The 17,542-nt window shown below is 49.1% G+C and carries 14 protein-coding genes; 8 read left to right on the top strand and 6 right to left on the bottom strand.

What is annotated here, in order from left to right; translation table 11 throughout:
- Positions 1-50 precede the first annotated feature (50 nt).
- Genes ACLO87_RS01525 through ACLO87_RS01515 form a run of 3 tightly spaced genes read left to right on the top strand, consistent with a single transcriptional unit; the run spans position 51 to position 3,114 of the window.
- Complete coding sequence (locus ACLO87_RS01525) at positions 51-1,097, top strand: M29 family metallopeptidase (protein ID WP_135863271.1); 1,047 nt, start codon at positions 51-53, stop codon at positions 1,095-1,097.
- Complete coding sequence (locus ACLO87_RS01520) at positions 1,097-1,774, top strand: EthD domain-containing protein (RefSeq protein WP_430222599.1); 678 nt, start codon at positions 1,097-1,099, stop codon at positions 1,772-1,774. Before ACLO87_RS01525 ends, ACLO87_RS01520 begins: the two co-directional genes overlap by 1 nt.
- A 29-nt stretch (positions 1,775-1,803) precedes the next feature.
- Entirely contained in the window at positions 1,804-3,114 is a 1,311-nt protein-coding gene (locus tag ACLO87_RS01515) for an MFS transporter (protein WP_430222598.1), read from the top strand.
- Positions 3,115-3,186: 72 nt separating this feature from the next.
- Here ACLO87_RS01515 and ACLO87_RS01510 read toward each other — a convergent pair whose 3' ends face one another.
- The 3 genes from ACLO87_RS01510 to ACLO87_RS01500 form a co-directional block, all read right to left on the bottom strand.
- Positions 3,187-6,504 carry an autotransporter family protein gene (locus tag ACLO87_RS01510; protein WP_430222597.1) on the bottom strand — a complete coding sequence of 1,106 codons (3,318 nt, stop codon included), beginning with the start codon at positions 6,502-6,504 and terminating at the stop codon, positions 3,187-3,189.
- Between the two features lie 288 nt (positions 6,505-6,792).
- Positions 6,793-7,362 (bottom strand): hypothetical protein, encoded by a 570-nt coding sequence (locus ACLO87_RS01505; RefSeq protein WP_135863264.1) that lies wholly within the window; start codon positions 7,360-7,362, stop codon positions 6,793-6,795.
- 186 nt (positions 7,363-7,548) lie between these two features.
- On the bottom strand, positions 7,549-8,238 hold the full coding sequence (locus ACLO87_RS01500; protein WP_430222596.1) for a FadR/GntR family transcriptional regulator: 690 nt from the start codon (positions 8,236-8,238) through the stop codon (positions 7,549-7,551).
- A 300-nt stretch (positions 8,239-8,538) separates the two neighbouring features.
- On the opposite strand from ACLO87_RS01500, the gene ilvD reads away from it, so the two are divergent.
- The 3 genes from ilvD to ACLO87_RS01485 all read left to right on the top strand — a co-directional run bounded on the left by ilvD (position 8,539) and on the right by ACLO87_RS01485 (position 13,005).
- Complete coding sequence (ilvD, locus tag ACLO87_RS01495) at positions 8,539-10,242, top strand: dihydroxy-acid dehydratase (protein WP_430222595.1); 1,704 nt, start codon at positions 8,539-8,541, stop codon at positions 10,240-10,242.
- A 65-nt stretch (positions 10,243-10,307) separates the two neighbouring features.
- Positions 10,308-11,597, top strand: coding sequence for an MFS transporter (locus ACLO87_RS01490; RefSeq protein ID WP_430222594.1), 1,290 nt, complete (start codon positions 10,308-10,310; stop codon positions 11,595-11,597).
- 37 nt (positions 11,598-11,634) lie between these two features.
- Complete coding sequence (locus tag ACLO87_RS01485) at positions 11,635-13,005, top strand: FAD-dependent oxidoreductase (protein ID WP_430222593.1); 1,371 nt, start codon at positions 11,635-11,637, stop codon at positions 13,003-13,005.
- Between the two features lie 55 nt (positions 13,006-13,060).
- Here the strand turns inward: ACLO87_RS01485 and ACLO87_RS01480 are convergent, their stop codons facing one another.
- Complete coding sequence (locus tag ACLO87_RS01480) at positions 13,061-13,963, bottom strand: LysR substrate-binding domain-containing protein (protein WP_135863262.1); 903 nt, start codon at positions 13,961-13,963, stop codon at positions 13,061-13,063.
- Between the two features lie 139 nt (positions 13,964-14,102).
- Between ACLO87_RS01480 and dkgB the strand changes: the two genes are divergently transcribed.
- On the top strand, positions 14,103-14,906 hold the full coding sequence (gene dkgB / locus ACLO87_RS01475; RefSeq protein WP_430222592.1) for a 2,5-didehydrogluconate reductase DkgB: 804 nt from the start codon (positions 14,103-14,105) through the stop codon (positions 14,904-14,906).
- A 69-nt stretch (positions 14,907-14,975) separates the two neighbouring features.
- The gene (locus ACLO87_RS01470) at positions 14,976-15,761 is read left to right on the top strand and encodes an SDR family oxidoreductase (protein ID WP_430222591.1); all 786 of its coding nucleotides are present in this window, start codon (positions 14,976-14,978) and stop codon (positions 15,759-15,761) included.
- Between the two features lie 21 nt (positions 15,762-15,782).
- On the opposite strand, the gene ACLO87_RS01465 is transcribed toward ACLO87_RS01470, so the two are convergent.
- Positions 15,783-16,487, bottom strand: a complete 705-nt coding sequence (locus ACLO87_RS01465; protein ID WP_430222590.1) for an SDR family NAD(P)-dependent oxidoreductase — start codon at positions 16,485-16,487, stop codon at positions 15,783-15,785.
- A complete protein-coding gene (locus tag ACLO87_RS01460) occupies positions 16,484-17,521 on the bottom strand; it encodes a histone deacetylase family protein (RefSeq protein ID WP_430222589.1) in 1,038 nt (345 codons plus the stop codon). The genes ACLO87_RS01465 and ACLO87_RS01460 overlap by 4 nt, the downstream gene beginning before the upstream one ends.
- Positions 17,522-17,542: the final 21 nt, after the last annotated feature.

Below are 17,542 nucleotides of genomic sequence, written 5' to 3'. Positions count from 1 at the left end.
TTCATGACTGCACTACCTTGTCACACACCTATTGTCTAAAGGATCAACACATGCACGCCGAACGTATAGAAGGCAAATGGATCGCCGATTTCGTGGAAGTTTTTCAACTTTGCAAAGTCAAACCCGGTGAGGTCGCTGCGATCTTGTCAGAAACTCAATCTCGCCCCTTATTAGCCGACTTAGCCGAACTGGCTCTGACGCAATTAGGGCTGGAGGTTTTTCATGTGCGTTTGCCGTCACCTCGTATTCAAGAGGCTGTGCCACTGCGCTCTACGGGCACATCGTTAGCGATCAAAGGCTTGGAGCCTGTTATTCAAGCCTTGTCTAACAGCCAATTCATTGTGGATTGCACGGTAGAGGGCTTGCTGCACTCGGTAGAACGCAACGCGCTGTTGTCTAAAGGCGCTCGAATCATGATGATCAGCAACGAGCACCCAGAAATTCTTGAGCGTGTGAAACCCAGTGTAGAAACACATAGAAAAAGCATGATTGGTGGCCAGTTGATCACTGCAGCATCCACCATGCGCGTGACCTCCGAAGCAGGTACGGACCTGACCGTAGACCTTAGCAACGTACAAGGCCGAGGCAGCGCTGGTATTGCTGATCAGCCGGGTAGTTTCGGTTACTGGCCAGCAGGGTTATGTATCTGCTACCCCAGCAATGGCAGCGTCAACGGCACTATTGTGTTGGATCGTGGGGATCTGAACCTAACCTTCAAACGCTATCTGGAATCCCCTGTCATTTTCCACTTTGAAAATGACTTCATTACCCATATCGAAGGCAACGGCCTAGATGCCGAACTGATTCGTTCGTATTACGCCAACTGGCAAGAACGCGAAGCCTACGCGATTAGTCACGTGGGCTGGGGCATGGCTAAAGGTGCTCGCTGGGATTCCATGATCATGTACGACAAACGCGATACCAACGGCACTGAACAACGTGCGTTTGCTGGTAATTTCTTATTTTCTACTGGTGCTAACCCCGCAGCCGGACGCTTTACGTCCTGCCACTTCGACTACCCTATGCGCAATTGCACCATCAGTTTGGATGGCAATGTAGTGGTAGAAAAAGGCGTTCTACAGGGTGAGCTTGCATAATGATCGCCCCACAACTGATACGTGTGATCAGTCTGACCAAAAGACCTGCCGGCCACACGCCAGCGGCCTTTTGGCAGCAACAGCGAGCACGCGCAAATGAGACCAACTGGTGTGCAGCGTTACAGCAATCGGGCTGCATCATGTGGACACAATCCCAACCCATAAACACCGAATATGCTGCTCAAGACCCTGTAGCTGACTGGGTGGATGAGTACGATTTTGCTGATATAGCCAGTGCAGAGTCATGGCGTCGCCAGTTATTCGCACACACTCCTGATGCTCTGATGGCATTAACCGATGTGGTCATTGCTAAAGCCTGCCCTGCACACCTTAACCCCAACAGTCTCACACGCGTTTTGCGCTTCGCCAAAAAACGGGAGGACCTCACTACTCCACAATTTAGACGCTACTGGAAAGACTCCCACGCCCCCATTGCGTGTGCTAGCCCTTTTCTCAGCCACTACGTGCAATTGCACGTCAACGATTGGGAATACCAACAGCAGCCACCCAAATGGGATGGTTTCACCTTGTCTTGCTTCACCTCCATAGAGGACATTTCTGCCCACGCCCAACACCCTGCCGGTGCTGAGGCCGCAAAAGACACACAACACTTTCTTAGCCCCACCCCTTCTCCGCGCCTCATCATCCAATGCGCGGCGACCATACAACCAACCTAAGCCATAACCACTACAAAAAGAGCAACAACATGACCAAACCACAAGATCAGGGTCAAACGAAGGCAGACAACAGAAGAGTCATACTGGGCGTAGGCGTAGGCAATGCCCTAGAGTGGTACGACTGGACCGCCTACACCATTTTCGCATCCTATTTTTCACGACAATTTTTCCACAGCGACGATGCGCTGACCTCTCTTTTGGGGGCAATGGCCGTCTTTGCCGTGGGCTTTTTTATGCGTCCGTTGGGCAGCATATTTTTCGGCTGGTTGGCCGATAGAAAAGGCCGTCGATCCTCAATGACACTTGCCATGCTCATCACGGCTGGCGGTAGTTTATTAATTGGGATTTCTCCCACCTATGACACCATAGGCCCTGCCGCTGCATTCTTCTTATTGATAGGACGTTTGCTGCAAGGTATTGGCCACGGTGGCGAGGTAGTATCCTCTTTCACCTATGTGACCGAAATGGCACCAGCCGCCAAACGAGGCTTATGGTCATCGTCGGTGTTTATTTTCGTGACCATTGGCGTATTGGCTGCTGTGCTATTAAGCGCCACCTTGACCTCTACCCTAGGCCCGGAGCAAGTCTATGCGTGGGCATGGCGAGTACCTTTCATTATTGGCGGTTTACTGGGTATTTACGCGATTTATCTGCGTAAAAAACTGGATGAAACCCCCATGTTTAAGGCCGAGAAAAAAGCAGCCAAAGCGCCACCTACTGGTAAACAGTTTTGGGCCGATGTCTGGCGCTATCGCAGTTCATGCATACGCGTATTCGCCTTGTCTGCCAGTGGCACAGTGCTGTATTACGTATGGGCCATCATGGCACCTACTTTCGCCATCTCCTCCTTAAAAATGAACCCGGCGTCAGTCATGTGGACGGGTGTGGGAGCCAACATATTCCTGATCTTTTGCTTACTGTTCTGGGGCAAGATGTCGGATATTTTTGGTAGGAAGCTGAACTGGTATTTCTTCAGCATAGGCTCCATTGTGTGCATCATGCCACTCACCATGATCTTCACTGGTGGCAACGGTGAAATCTGGCGCTTAGCGGTATTTATGGCCGGTGGCATGATATTAATTTCCGCCCCCACTGCCATCATGCCAGCGTTCTTCCCTGAGCAATTCCCTACGCATATTCGCGCTGTAGCAATGGGTATGCCCTATGCCATCTCAGGTGCTATTACTGGCGGTACTGCGCCTTATTTACAAGCATGGCTGTACTCTTTAAACAAAGCCTACATGTTTGATATTTACCTGATGGTGCTATGCCTCTTAGCACTGATAGCCACCATCGTTTCGCCAGAAACCAAAGGCAAAGACTTAAACGACATCGCCTAAGTCGCGCAGAACTCATGGCAACAAAAAACGCCCCATGCTGTCACATATGGGGCGTTTTCTTTGACTACCGCCTTACCACTTGTAGTTCAGGTTCACCATGCCGCTCATACCGTAGGTAGCGCCAGAGCCCTGCTCTCGGATAAAGCGTGCCGACAACATGGTGCTGTTGCTCAGCGCAGCATCCAAACCCACCTGGACTTCACCAGCATTACGGGCATCTTTAGCTTGGAAACGGTTATCGCCTACCGCAATGGCTGGATCCCTGAAACGGTGTATCCATGCCAGTTCCATGAATGGCCTTACAGCCAAATCCAAGCTACCAGGCGCTGCCTCAAGACGCACACCTAAACGGGACTGCACCGTATTTTTATGTTGTGCACCATAGCTAGTACCCTGTACTTCGCCATCATCACCCGACAAACGGCTATAGATTAACTGTGCTTTAGGTGTAATCAGCAGAGTGCTTTCTGGCGCATATTTCAAGCCATACCCCGCTTCAGCAACCACCTGCCACAAGTCATTATTGTGTCGCATGGTGCCTAACTCACCAGACAACTTGCCACGATAATGGGTAAATTGCAGCACACCATCTACGAACCAACCCTCACGCGTTACTGCGTTGTCTTGGTACGTCGCATAAGCACCAATGTTGTAGCCCGTACGCTTGTCTTTAGCTCGCAACGTAGCGCGTTTAGAGATATCACCTGGATTGATAAACTCGCTGGTGGATTTAGCCTCTATATGGCCCATACCTGCCATCAAACCCGTACGCAACTCGCTAGTTTCGAAGTGTTTGCCCCATACATCACCACCGAACTGGAACATACTGCTGGTGACTTTAGCATCTACATCGTCATAGTGCTTAAAGCCCATTTTCTTGTCAGTACGCACCACAGCGCGCCCCCAAACTTTGCGCTCTCCGACCGCCAAACCTTGTTGGTTAATTTCACGCTCGTGGAAGCTGTGCGTAAATAAACTCAGCGATGCACGATGCGCTGCCAAGTAAGCCGGCCCCTCGGGGGACAAGTTCTCGTGATCGTCTTCTGGATCAGGCCCCGGACCGGGACCTGGACCTGGGCCTGGGTCAGGCGGCACATTCACCGATGAACGTAAATACCATTGGTGTTTATTCGTGCCGTCTTTATCTTCACCCACTAGACTGTATTCAAAACCATTGGCTGAAATGGTTTCAGTACTAGGCCTATAACCACTAGACTGCGCACTCAAGGTAAACGCATCGTCAGGAATAATGGCACCCGCACCGCCCAACACCAACGGAATGCCTTGAGTCGTTTTACCACCAGGCCCGCGCACGTTCAGAATATGCAGCTCGGTTGTGCCAGTTACGCTACCGTTATCACCAATAAGCAAGCGATCAGAACCTGAGCCATCCCCCTCCAAATACACGCTCATCGCCAAGTGACCGCCACCTTCGTACTCGTTCACTCGTAGGGTTTTGAAGTTCTCGGTTAAATCTGGCTGGAACAGCAAATAGCCATCTTTATTCACGACCTTGTCCACTTCTGACGAACGGGTCATCAACCATGTGCTGTTATTTTGTAGCGCGACTGTGCCCACGCTACTCGTGTCATCGTTATCTATGCCACCCACCCATCGACTTTTATCGTCCAGTACAAAAGAACTGACTTTTGCACCATCACGCAACTGCAAGTTGCCTACCAATGTGGAGTTTTTACTGGTCAGAGTAGAGCTAGTCACGCTGGTTTCCGCACCATCCAGCGTAAACAGTTGACGGCCACGAATATCACTGTTGGTGATGGTCAGATCCACGCCTACGTTCGTGGCTCGCAATGCACTGGCTTTAGCCGACTGTATAGACATTCCATCCATCGTCCGTGCCCACGTGTTGCCTGAGTTCGCCGCATTACTTAATCGAATACCATCGGCATTCTCACCTTCAGTGCGAATATTTAGTGTTTCGAAAGTAAACAGTGGGTCATCACGCAAATACACCCCTATGGCGCCATTACCTTTAGTGACGATATTGGTAGTGCCTTTCATATCCAGCTTAGGCGTACCCACATCAACACCATCCACCATGTATACCCCGTGGGAGCTAGCCCCTTCAGTTAGGATATTCACGTTTTCTGTGTTGGCCGCCACATCAAGTACTGCGCCACCACGCGTCAACACATACATCCCCACCGCACCACCCGCTTGGGTGTGGACCGTTATATCTTTACCGTGAAATACCGCTTGATCCACACCAGGCGTACCGGCCCATGCAGGATTACCCTCTACATATATCCCGTGTGCAGCCACACCATTTTTAGCAGTAGTAATGTTCAGGCGTTCAGCAAAGATTTCGCCTTGACGCATGTCTATACCAGCCCTACCCACATCAAGATTCACATCTTCTAGTCTGACTGTTCCGTTATCGACCACCCATACGCCAATAGCCGTATTCCCCTTGGCTGCACCCACGTCTTTAACAGTAACTTTTTTAAGCGTTAAGTCGTCACCAGCTCGGTCCACTTTAAAAATTTGACCGCCATTGCTACCATCCAACTGCACAGTGCTATTGGTGAGTGACATCGTGCTGCCACCTACCTGTATGCCCGTAGAGCTAGGTCTACCGGTGTTGCTGCCTTTAATAGACTCATCGCCTATATAAATATCGCTATCACTGATAGAAACTGTGGCACCAGTAGCCCCCCATAGACCACCCGAGTACGAACGCAGTGTGGAGTTATCTATAGTGACCGTACTGTTGCCACCCACACCACCAAATCCACCTGCTGTCGTAAAGGTGACATCACTCAGCGCCATACTGCTGCCACTACCTAAATTCAGTGCATTTTTAGACTGAGCAGGATTGTGCGTAAAAGTACTGCCTGTCACCACCAACTGTGCATTACTGCCTACGTTGACTAGGCTATTTCCTTCACCATATACCGTCCCACCGCTGATCTCAGCCTTGCCAGTATTGCCAATACGTATGGCTGGAGCCTTGTCGTCATGACTCACTACATCCGTATCTTTCATGCGCAATTGACTATTACTGCCAGTCAGGTTAATTGCACCTTGCGAGGACAGGCCATTGGTTTGCGTTACGTTGATAGAAGTGTTGGTCAGATCCACCGTGGCATTCGCCCCTGAACTGCCTATGCCATAAACACGTTCGCCCTCTGCGCTGATACGTGACCCATTGGCAGTGAAAGTTTGTCCAGCCCCTAGCGTTACCGCTCCACCAGTATAGGTTCCTTGAAAAACCACCTGATCATCAACACCAATACTTGCTGGCCCACCAGCAGCACCCAATGTTAAGTCAATCTTTTCGTATACCTCTGCCAGCACAGATGCTGACGCAGCGGTTAAGACTACGCCCCCTAGCAAGCTAACCATAATGGGGTTAAGCACAAACCTCATTTATCCTCTCCCTATGACTAGAATCGCAATACTCATGCGACCACTACACAGATTTAACTTGAATACGAAAATATGTACTGGTTCTTTATATTGATACCGTTATCAAAATATTTATATCCGAACCCGCATCAATCCGTCATGAGCTTTTTAGACAAACTATAAAAAGAACATAAAAGCAACATAGGCCAATAGCATCTTGCCTATTTAGCCTATATCACCTAAACACACGGAAGATTTAATCACCACTAAAAAGGCCACTCCATTGAGTGGCCTTTACTGACATTCTTATTATTTAATTCGTGGTATACCCGGAACATCTTTTACCAATTTCTGGTATGTCTCGTCATCCATTCTCAAGAAGGTATATTGCTGTCCCGGAGCATTAAAGCGCATTGCTAGGATTTCGTTACCTGTCATGTATAACTTGATGTCGAAGCTTTCGGTCTCATTGATCTCTTCCACCACTTCTGGCTGGCCATTTTCTATGCTATTACGCTTGAAAGAATGGCTGGTGAAAACCTTATCTTTTTCGTTAAATTCCCACGTGTAGTACTGACTGTACTGCGACTCTGGCTGACCATTTTTCTCGTCAATGGTCATGAAGTTCAAACCAGAATGATTAGGTAGCAACACGATCAAGTACAGAAAATCGATGGGATCATCTTCTGAAATTGCCCAAGCACCGTAGAGATCTTTAGTTTTAATAGTCTCTGCAAGATAGGCTGCGGCTACCGCATTATCATTAACTCCATCAAACGGCGTAGGTGATGAAGATGAAGACATAAACGAATCTAACGCACTACACGATGCCAGAAGCATACTTGCTAGCGCAACCATTCCTCTCTTAAGTAATTTCATTTCCCACCCTCAGCATTTTTAGATTCTAGATACACAGCGAACATAGTCTGATACAAGAATAATGCATACTCTATTTTTGATGACAAAATGAAATGTGACAGCTAGTAATTAACAACAGCTTTCCGCAGCACATTACCAACATACGTCTCTTTCATGAGGCTAGCTCTATAACTTAATGATGATTCGCTATAGAACTTCTTTATCGACGTGCTGAACAATTAAATCTATAACTCTCTGCGTGTTCTTTGATGCCAACGCATCCAAAATGGCACAATGCTCTTGATGTAAAGTCAGCTTGCTCTCAGGAACAAAACCATAAATACGCCAAGCCTGTACCCATACCTGATGGATTTGACGTTGCAATGCTGACAGGAAGTGGTTATTTGCTAACTCAGCAACTTTAGCTTCAAAACTTAAATCTAAGCTGGCATTATCATCTGAGCCCTCTACACCACTGAAATCTTCTTGAGCATTATCATCAATAAGCTCTTGAAGCTCACGAATACCAGCTTTATTAACTTTTGCTGCATACGCTTCAAAAATTGCGCGCTCTATTGCAGTCCTTGCTGTTATTAACTGCTGCATAAACTCTTTATCCACCCCTAACGCGAGCAAAGAATTCAAACTATCAGCATTTCCTTCAGCAACTGGTCTTTCAACAAAGTACGTGCCACTGCCTACTCTGGTTTCGGTACGGCCAGCAGCCTCTAGAACTTTAAGCGCCTGACGAATAGATGAACGGCTTACAGAGAAATTCTCAGATAACTCTCGTTCAGATGGTAGCTTATCCCCAATCTTGAACTGGCCACTATTCAACAGATTATCCAGCTGCGTATACACTTCCTGGAAAATATCGGTGCGCTTAATAGGCAGCATGGAATATCTATTCTTACTCATTCTTGATTTTATGCTTAGCAAAATAACAGGACGTGGAAACCCAGCGGTCCACACAAATAACTCAGCATATACCAAACCGCTGAGAACTTAGGCCATACAGTAATTTAACACTGTTCATACTCTATCGGCTTTTACGAGAAACACCCTTTTGCCACGCTTCGTCAATAGGTAGAATCACGCCCATTTGGTAGGTTGTCAGACCACTTATAGACAGATAGCATACCGATTATAGCCAATGTAATCCGCACAGAAGCACTACCAGCAGAAGGGAACACCACTATGTATAGAAGTAATTTCGAACCAGGCTCCACCCGTTGGGCTGTACGTCGCAGCCAGTGGCGCAGTATGGGCATTCGTGAAGAGGATATGGATAAACCCAAGATCGCCATCATCAACACCTCAAACAAACTGTCTAGCTGTTATGTGCACCTTGATGATGTATGTGCTCTGGTTCATCAGGCTATACGTGATGCCGGCGCGTTGCCCTTTGAGGTCCGTACTGTTGCCCCTAGTGATTTCGTAACCAGTGCAGGTAAAAAAGCTCGTTATTTAATGCCTACTCGTGACCTTATGGTCAATGAAGTGGAATGCATGATGGAAGGTGCAGTGTTGGATGGCATGATCTGTCTTTCCTCCTGCGACAAAACCACTCCAGCACACCTGATGGCGGCAGCACGACTGAACGTCCCCACCCTACTCCTGACCTGTGGTTATCAAATCGGGGGAACGTGCTCCAATGAAAAGTTTGAAAACCAGTTCTTTGATATCGATGATGTGTACGAACAAATAGGTGCGCTCGCCACCCGTACCATCACACTCAAAGACTTAACAGATATGACGGATGTCGCTATCCAATCACCAGGTGTGTGTGCTGGTTTAGGGACAGCTAACTCCATGCATATAGTTGCCGAAGCTCTGGGTATGACCCTGCCCGGCAACTCCCCTATCTGGGCAAGTGGCCGACGATTACGTGACTACGCCCAGGCGGCTGGCACACAAATTGTTGAACTTGTTAAGCACGGCGTAAATGCACGTCAAATTATTACTGAAGATGCAATTCGAAATGCAGTAATGATGGTGCTTGCTGTCGGTGGCTCTGTGAACACGGTTAGACATTTGGCTGCTATTGCTACAGAAGCAGAACTACCCATTAATGTGATTGCTCTGTACGAAGAGTACGGCAAGATCATCAAACTACTGACAGCTGTAAGGCCCAATGGCCCCTTCAGGACCGAAGATCTAGAGGCCGCAGGCGGTACACCAGCAGTAATGCGCCAACTAGAAAAATACCTGCATTTAGATGCTTTAACCGTTACACGTCAAACAGTAGGCGAAAACATTCGTGATGCCAAAGTAAAAAACAATAATGTCATCCGATCGCTAGACACGCCCATTAGCCAACGTCCAGGGGTAGGCATACTGCGGGGTAACCTTGCACCCAATGGCTCCATCGTCAAACTCTCTGCTGTACCGGGTGAACGCCAATCTTTCTCGGGTCCTGCAAATATTTATGAAGGTGAAGACGAAGCCATTGCAGCGTTGGGCGAAGGAAAGATACATCAAGGTGACGTAATCGTGCTTCGCAATATGGGTCCCGCAGGTGGTCCAGGGACTGTTTTTGCCTGCAGTTTTGTGGCTGCTCTTAACGGCGCGGGTATTGCCGAGCATGTCGCCGTCGTGACTGATGGTGAATTATCGGGGTTAAACCGAGGCATTATTGTCGGCCAACTTATGCCTGAATCCGCTGCTGGCGGCCCCCTAGCCGTCGTAGCACAAGGAGAAACCATCAATATAGATTTCACTAACCTGACCATCAACATGGATGTGCCAGAAGATGAAATCCAGCGCAGGCTTGCTAATTGGAAAGCTCAAGAGTTGGAGTTAGGTGGAGGAGATAACACCTACCTTCTGCAATACGCTCAACTAGTACAACCAATCGAGCAAGGAGCTGTGTTGGGTAAGCGTAAGGTACATGCTGGTTAGGTCTCCCCGACCTCGTAGCCGCAGTGCCATAAATCATAAAAATCAAACAACGGAGCAAAATCATCATGTCCTCCACCTTGGCTCATGACAAAAAAGCCAGAAAAGCAGGATTAGCTGCTTTTATTGGTACCGTACTCGAATGGTACGACTTCATTATTTATGGCACTGCAGCCGCCATCGTTCTTAATAAGGTGTTCTTCCCTGACATAGACCCATTAATGGGTACGCTAGCGGCATTTGCTAGCTATGCAGTAGGCTTTCTCGCTCGTCCTATAGGCGGCTTAGTATTAGGCTATATGGGTGATAAATATGGCAGAAAAACCATACTTGTACTCACTCTCTTTTTAATGGGTGGGGCAACAACAGCCATTGGTTTGCTACCCAGTTATGCAACTATTGGTATATGGGCTCCTATCCTTCTAGTAATCATGCGTCTTTTACAAGGCTTTGGTGCTGGGGGTGAGTATGCAGGGGCGGTAGTACTTTCTGTTGAGCATGCTCAACAGGGTAAACGCGGTGCAGCAGGTGCGTGGGCACCTATGGGGTTTGCCGCCGCGACGCTATTAGCAAATGCTGTGTTTTTCTTCTTCCTTTCCATACTGTCAGATGAGCAGTTTATGGCTTGGGGATGGCGTATTCCCTTCCTACTCGGCGCCGTATGCATGCTGGTCGGCTACTTTATCCGTCGTAACATCGAAGAACCCCCTGCCTTTGAACAAGCCCAAACCACACATAAAACACAAAAAATCACCTTATTCTCAGCCATTAAGCGCAATCCTAGAAGCTTCATGATTGTGATTGGTTCGCGAATGGGAGAAAACGGCTTTGCCTATCTGTACCCCGTATTCTGCGTCTCCTACATCGTCACCACGTTGCATATGGAGAAGTCTGTCGCACTGTGGGGGGTCATTATTGCTTCATTCGTGCAACTGCTCACCATTCCTTTTTATGGCGCACTCTCCGACCGCATAGGTAGAAAGAAAGTGTATTTGGCGGGCACTATAGTCTCTGTTCTATGGCTAATTCCATTCTTCTTGCTGCTTGACGTTGGTGCATTCTGGGCAGTAGCTCTAGGCTTTGTCGTAGGTTTAGGGATTGCGTATCCCGCCATGTTATCCCCTCAAGCTGCCTGGTATGCCGAGCTATTTGACACGGAGTTCCGTCTAGCTGGTTTTGCATTCTCTCGTGAACTAGGCTCATTACTGGCCGGTGGTTTAGCACCCTTTATCGCTACAGCTTTATATACCTACTACCAACACTGGTGGCCCATTGTCGTCTACATGGCAATCATGAGTGTTTTCACGCTAATAGCACTGATATTAGGGCCTGAAACTGTACATAAGAAAATTGATTAACGCTTAAGCATGGCAGCACCGCCACACAGGAGACAATATGAATAACACCCTTGATTTTCCGGCTTGGCTAACACTTAGCCGCTATGAGGAAAAGCCAGCATTACCCGTATTCGCAGAAGTCGATGTCTTGGTAGTTGGTGGTGGTGCTGCAGGGGTGGCTGCAGCCACCACTACAGCCGAACACGGTAAACGCACTCTCATGATCGAGCGCTATGGTTTCTGCGGTGGCGCTGCCGTAGCCGGTTTATCTGGCACGATCTGCGGCATGTATATGGCGAGCGATACAGAACCTGCGCCACAACAAGTAGTTTATGGTTTTACTGAGCGCTTTCGTTCTGCACTAGCTAACCGTAATGGCGTTACCGCCCCTCAACGCTACGGTAAAACTTGGACGGTCACCCATGACCCACTTATCTGGAGCGAAGTAGCTGATACGCTGCTAGAAAAAGCTGGAGTCCAAGTACTTTTCCACACTACTGTAACCGGCGTCATTATGCACGACGAAGACTGCATAGGTGTCGTCATAGAGTCAGCAGCTGGGCGCTCTACGATTTATGCCAAACGCATCATTGATGCTTCCGGTGACGCCGCCGTTGTTGCCCGTGCGGGTTACGCCTATAAGTATGGTGACCACGGCAAGATACAAAACCCCACTATGTTCTTCCGTCTCGGCCAAGTAAACCTCGAAAGATTTCTTTCATACTGGGGAGAGGACACCATCAATCCCCCCAAAGTTAGTGACGCCATTAGTCTTGCAAATAGCTCCGGAAACAACCACCTGCCACGCAATAAAATCTGGATATTTCCAACGACAAAACCCGGTGAGCTCTTAGTCAATGCCACACGCTTAACAGCACGTGATGGCCATATGCTTAATGTCATAGATCCAGTAGATTTCACCGAAGCAGAGATCCTAGGTAGACGACAAGTTAGAGATTATGCTGCCTTCCTAGCCCAACATGTACCCGGTTGTGAGCACAGCTATGTTATGAATACTGGGACTCAAGTTGGCGTACGGCAAACACGCAGCATTGTAGGGGTAGAGACCCTGACTAATGATGATGTGCTCGCTTGCCGCAAACGAGACGATGGCATTTGTCGTGTACCGTGGCCGATAGAGCTACACAGTGGTGAACGTCCAATGCTTCATTGGCTACTAGATGACTACTACGAGGTCCCATACTTGTCATTAGTTCCCGCAAAAGGAGAAAACCTTATTGTTGCAGGACGATGCCTTAGCGCTGAGCATGAAGCCCTAGCCTCTGCTCGCGTTACTGCTCAATGCTTTGAGTATGGCCAAGCTGCAGGCGTCGCTGCCCTGCTATCCATCGACCAAAATCAGCGCTTTCGCTCACTACAAGGACAACAAATACGTACTGTCATGAAAAACTTAGGAAGTGCCCTCTAACGCACACTGCAAACATGATTAGAAGACTGGGTGATAGCCCTCTTTCATCCAGTCACTACAACCTACACCTACCCTCAGCCAGCGCCTCGATCACATAATCTACAAAACACGCGATACGTGACGCTAACGCAGTGTTGCGGTAATACACCGCATTAACGGCACGGCGCATATCCAAGGACTCTTCGGGAAACAGCACCACCAATCTGCCGCTTTTTACATCTTCTCCGGTCATGAAGTCCGACAAGCTGACTATACCCTCCCCTGCCAAGGCCAGTTGCCGCAAGGTTTCACCGCTAGAAGACATCATCGTGGGGCGTATTTGTAGCAGTTCACCGTCCGCACCATTTAACGGCCATTGATTTAATGTTTCTGGGCTAGAAAACCCCAACAACCTATGCGACAACAGGTCTGAGGCTTGTCGTGGGTTACCCATTTCGGCCAAATACGCTGGACTTGCCAACATACGTAAACGGCTGCTGCCTACAGGGCGCGCATGTAAGGTAGAGTCGCGCAGTTGCCCTATTCTGAATGCCACATCGGTACGTTTTTCCAGCAAGTCAGTAATGCCATCGTTGCTGTTTAGCTCTAATTCCACCTGTGGAAAACGCTCTCTAAACCCTTTTACTAAGGGTACGATCACATGCAGCATAAAGGGTGTTGCCGCATCTATACGCAAACGCCCGGCCGGCTGTCGCCTACGCGCGGCGACGTGTTCTTCTGCTTCCACTACAGAAGCCAGAATGCCACGCGCATGCTTCAAAAAAGATTCCCCTTCTTCGGTGAGCTCTATTCGTCTGGTAGTACGGCGTAGCAAAGTAGTTTGCAGCTTTTCCTCTAAGCGCCCCAGTGATCGACTGGTCGCCGAAATCGTTAGCCCCAGATGTTCTGATGCGGCGGTGATTGACCCCGCATCCACCACAGCCGCAAATGCCTGAAGTTCGTCCAGAGTTACTTTCATATTTGATTTTTATTCAAAGGGTATTTACAGATACCTAGCTTAATCTACAAATATTATGCTGGCAAAATACTTACATACGATGACGGCACACACACGTAATGCCGCAGCTATCCCCTTACTAGACCTCAGGAGCTAGAGCATGACTATCCCTTCTTTTGGCGTGGGCACATTTAGATTGTCTGGCCAGACTGTTATAGATTCCGTACACAACGCCTTGGACGTAGGCTACCGCGCCATTGATACCGCCCAAATTTACGGCAATGAAGCCGAGGTAGGACAAGCCATAGAGGAAAGTGGCATTGCGCGCTCTGATCTCTTTGTCACCACCAAAATCTGGACCGACAACTACGCCAAAGACAAACTAATCCCTAGCTTGCGTGAGAGCTTAGAAAAACTACGCACTGACTATGTAGACCTCACCTTAATCCACTGGCCCGCCCCTAACAACGGTGTGCCACTGCCTGAATTTATGGAAGCCTTGGCCGATGCCAAAGCACAGGGTTTAACACGCCAGATTGGTATCTCGAACTTCAATATTGCACTGACTCAACAGGCCATAGAGGTAGTAGGTAAAGGGCAAATTGCAACGAATCAAATAGAACTTAGCCCCTACCTACAAAACCGTAAACTGACTGCGTTTTTGAAAGAGCAAAACATTGCTGTGACCTCTTACATGACGTTGGCCTACGGCAAAGTGTTAAACGACCCTGTATTAGCTGAAATCGCTAATAAGCACCATGCTACCGTCGCCCAAGTTGCTCTAGCATGGGCTTTGCAACTGGGTTACGCCGTTATCCCGTCCTCTACCAAACGCGAAAACCTGTGCAGCAATCTGTTAGCTAAAGACCTAGCTCTGGATGCAGATGACATGACACGTATTGCCGCATTAGAACGCAATGGTCGTGAAGTAAACCCCGAGGGCTTAGCCCCCGATTGGGACTAATACCCTTAACCACTCAGGTTGCTCGTACATGCAGCAACCTGATCATGATTACTAACTAGGAGACCACACATGAATTTAGGTATTTCCGGGCGCTGGGCTATTGTCTGCGCTGCTAGCCAAGGCTTAGGCAAAGGCTGCGCAGAGGCGTTGGCAAACGAAGGCGTAAACCTTGTCATCAATGCCCGTACTACTGAAACATTGGAGCAAACGGCCACTGAATTACGTACTCGATTTCCTACTATTACTGTGCATACGGTAGTGGGGGATGTAACACAAGAAGCCGTACAACACGCATTGCTCGCCGCCGCACCACAGGTGGACATTTTGGTGAACAACGCTGGTGGCCCGCCACCCGGGGATTTCCGCGATTGGGATCGCAACGACTGGCTTAAAGCCTTAGACGCCAACATGCTCACCCCCATTGCTCTGATTAAAGCGGTCGTTGATGGTATGGCTGAGCGCGGCTTTGGTCGCGTGGTAAACATTACCTCTGGTGCGGTGAAAGCTCCTATTGATATTTTGGGCTTATCCAACGGTGCACGTAGCGGTTTAACAGGTTTTGTAGCAGGCGTCGCCAGACAACAGCGTTTAGCGGGTAAAAACGTCACCGTGAACAATTTGCTGCCAGGCGCTTTTGATACCGCCAGACTGCAAAAGAACTTGCAACTTGTGAGCCAAACACAAGGTAGTCTGGAAAGCGTAACCCAGGCCCGAATCAGCACTATTCCAGCAGCACGCTTTGGTACACCCGAAGAGTTCGGTGCGTACTGCGCCTTTTTATGCAGCCACTACGGCGGCTACATCACAGGGCAAAATCTACTGATTGATGGCGGTGCGTATCCGGGGACGTTTTAAGCTAGTGCGCTACTGCCTAACTTAATACTCAGACTCCACCTGCCAATTAATGGGGATTTCGGCAATGCTGGCGGTGAACGGTAGCGATAGCACCGTTCGCACCACCGTTGCCACATCCTCTGGTCTAGTAATCTTGGCCTGTATATCAGCTGGTACTTGCTCCGCCATATCCGTGGCAATGAACCCCGGGCATATGGCGGTTGCTCGTATACCTTCTTTGTCACCACAATGGCGTATACCATGTGCCAGACTGAGTGCAGCTGCCTTGCTCAGGGCATATAAAGATGCTTCCGCTGTACGTACCCGCTTACCCGCTAGTGATGCCACGACAACGACACGAGCCTGATCGGATTGTTTCAAGTAAGGCCATGCGTATTGTGTGATCCGACGCGGTGATTTCACATTCACCATGAGTAGATCATCTACCTCAGCCTCAGTCGCATCAATCACCGACGTACTACTCAAGATGCCTGCGTTATGCACCACCGCATCAATACCACCTAATTGTGCCGCCGCTGACGCTACCCATGCCTGCTCACTTTCTGGGTCTCGCGCATCGTAAGGGCTCCAATGCAATACATCCCCCCAGTCGCCTAAGTCTGGCTGACTTCTGGAGCCCACACTCACACACCAACCCGCGTGCAACAACTCTAGGGCGATAGCTTTTCCCAGCCCGCGTGAGCCACCACTGACCAACGCCACCCGTTTTTTGATGTGCTGGTTCATGGTCGTTTATCCAGGAAACCCGACAACAACGACCGGGTATTGGCTCGCAGTGCATCAATCACATAACCACCCTCTTGAATAAATAGTGTGGGTAGATTCAATTGCGCCAAGCTCGCCCCCAGCACAGAGTAATCCACCGTATCCAAACAGAGATTGCCAAACGGATCACCCCTGAACGTGTCATAGCCTGCTGCGATAATTAATGCCTCAGGCTGGAAGTCAGCAATACGCTGTAGAGCACGTTCAAACTGCGGCCTATATTGCGCAATTTCACTACCAGCGGCGATAGGAATATTCAGGTTAAAACCCTCTCCAGCCCCCACTCCGGTTTCATCGGCATAGCCACAGATAAACGGAAAAATCACGTCTGGGTCGCCATGTATGGAAATCGTCAGCACATCGTCTCGGTCGTAGAACAACTGCTGGGTACCATTACCATGATGCACATCTATGTCTAATACTGCCACGCGCGCAAATCGTGAACGTAAGCGTTCAGCCGCTAAAGCCGCATTCGCAATAAATGAGCCACCCATAGCCATATCACGCATAGCATGGTGACCACTAGGACGTGACAGCACATACACCTCTCGCTCACCGTCCAAAATAGCCTGCGCCCCACTCACTGCCGTTTCAGCTCCTGAGTGCACATGCTTCCATGTATCTGCCACTACGGGTGACGCCCCATCGCCTAAGTAATAACCAGCTTTAGCCACAGGCAAACTACCTTTCATTTCTGGGAAATAACGGTTGGGCCATATATTAGGCCGCACCTCAAACGAAGCATCCGCACGCTGGCCCCACTCAGCAGCAGCCGTTTGTAAATAATGCAGATAATCCTCTGCGTGTACCTGATGTAGCTCAGGCATCATCACACTACCGGGCGATACATATACGCATTGCAGTTGCAAATCCTGCAAGGCGGCCTCAACTTGGGCGCCACGCCCCTGTGCATCATGATGCGGCTGCAGCCTGCCTCGCACTAACGCATTACCAGTCCAATGGTGATCATGAAAAGGCGATATATAAGCTTTCATTGTGTAGATCCATCCAAACGT

Source organism: Paenalcaligenes sp. Me52 (genome assembly GCF_050487965.1).
Lineage (GTDB): Bacteria > Pseudomonadota > Gammaproteobacteria > Burkholderiales > Burkholderiaceae_B > Paenalcaligenes.
Note: the sequence above shows the minus strand (reverse complement) of the source record. Positions and strands in the feature narration are given on the sequence as shown.

Excerpts from the sequence above, each read along its gene's own strand:
- ACLO87_RS01525 (WP_135863271.1), top strand. The coding sequence starts at position 51 with ATGCACGCCGAACGTATAGAAGGCAAATGGATCGCCGATTTCGTGGAA.
- ACLO87_RS01520 (WP_430222599.1), top strand. The coding sequence starts at position 1,097 with ATGATCGCCCCACAACTGATACGTGTGATCAGTCTGACCAAAAGACCT.
- ACLO87_RS01515 (WP_430222598.1), top strand. The coding sequence starts at position 1,804 with ATGACCAAACCACAAGATCAGGGTCAAACGAAGGCAGACAACAGAAGA.
- ACLO87_RS01510 (WP_430222597.1), bottom strand. The coding sequence starts at position 6,504 with ATGAGGTTTGTGCTTAACCCCATTATGGTTAGCTTGCTAGGGGGCGTA.
- ACLO87_RS01505 (WP_135863264.1), bottom strand. The coding sequence starts at position 7,362 with ATGAAATTACTTAAGAGAGGAATGGTTGCGCTAGCAAGTATGCTTCTG.
- ACLO87_RS01500 (WP_430222596.1), bottom strand. The coding sequence starts at position 8,238 with ATGCTGCCTATTAAGCGCACCGATATTTTCCAGGAAGTGTATACGCAG.
- ilvD (WP_430222595.1), top strand. The coding sequence starts at position 8,539 with ATGTATAGAAGTAATTTCGAACCAGGCTCCACCCGTTGGGCTGTACGT.
- ACLO87_RS01490 (WP_430222594.1), top strand. The coding sequence starts at position 10,308 with ATGTCCTCCACCTTGGCTCATGACAAAAAAGCCAGAAAAGCAGGATTA.
- ACLO87_RS01485 (WP_430222593.1), top strand. The coding sequence starts at position 11,635 with ATGAATAACACCCTTGATTTTCCGGCTTGGCTAACACTTAGCCGCTAT.
- ACLO87_RS01480 (WP_135863262.1), bottom strand. The coding sequence starts at position 13,963 with ATGAAAGTAACTCTGGACGAACTTCAGGCATTTGCGGCTGTGGTGGAT.
- dkgB (WP_430222592.1), top strand. The coding sequence starts at position 14,103 with ATGACTATCCCTTCTTTTGGCGTGGGCACATTTAGATTGTCTGGCCAG.
- ACLO87_RS01470 (WP_430222591.1), top strand. The coding sequence starts at position 14,976 with ATGAATTTAGGTATTTCCGGGCGCTGGGCTATTGTCTGCGCTGCTAGC.
- ACLO87_RS01465 (WP_430222590.1), bottom strand. The coding sequence starts at position 16,487 with ATGAACCAGCACATCAAAAAACGGGTGGCGTTGGTCAGTGGTGGCTCA.
- ACLO87_RS01460 (WP_430222589.1), bottom strand. The coding sequence starts at position 17,521 with ATGAAAGCTTATATATCGCCTTTTCATGATCACCATTGGACTGGTAAT.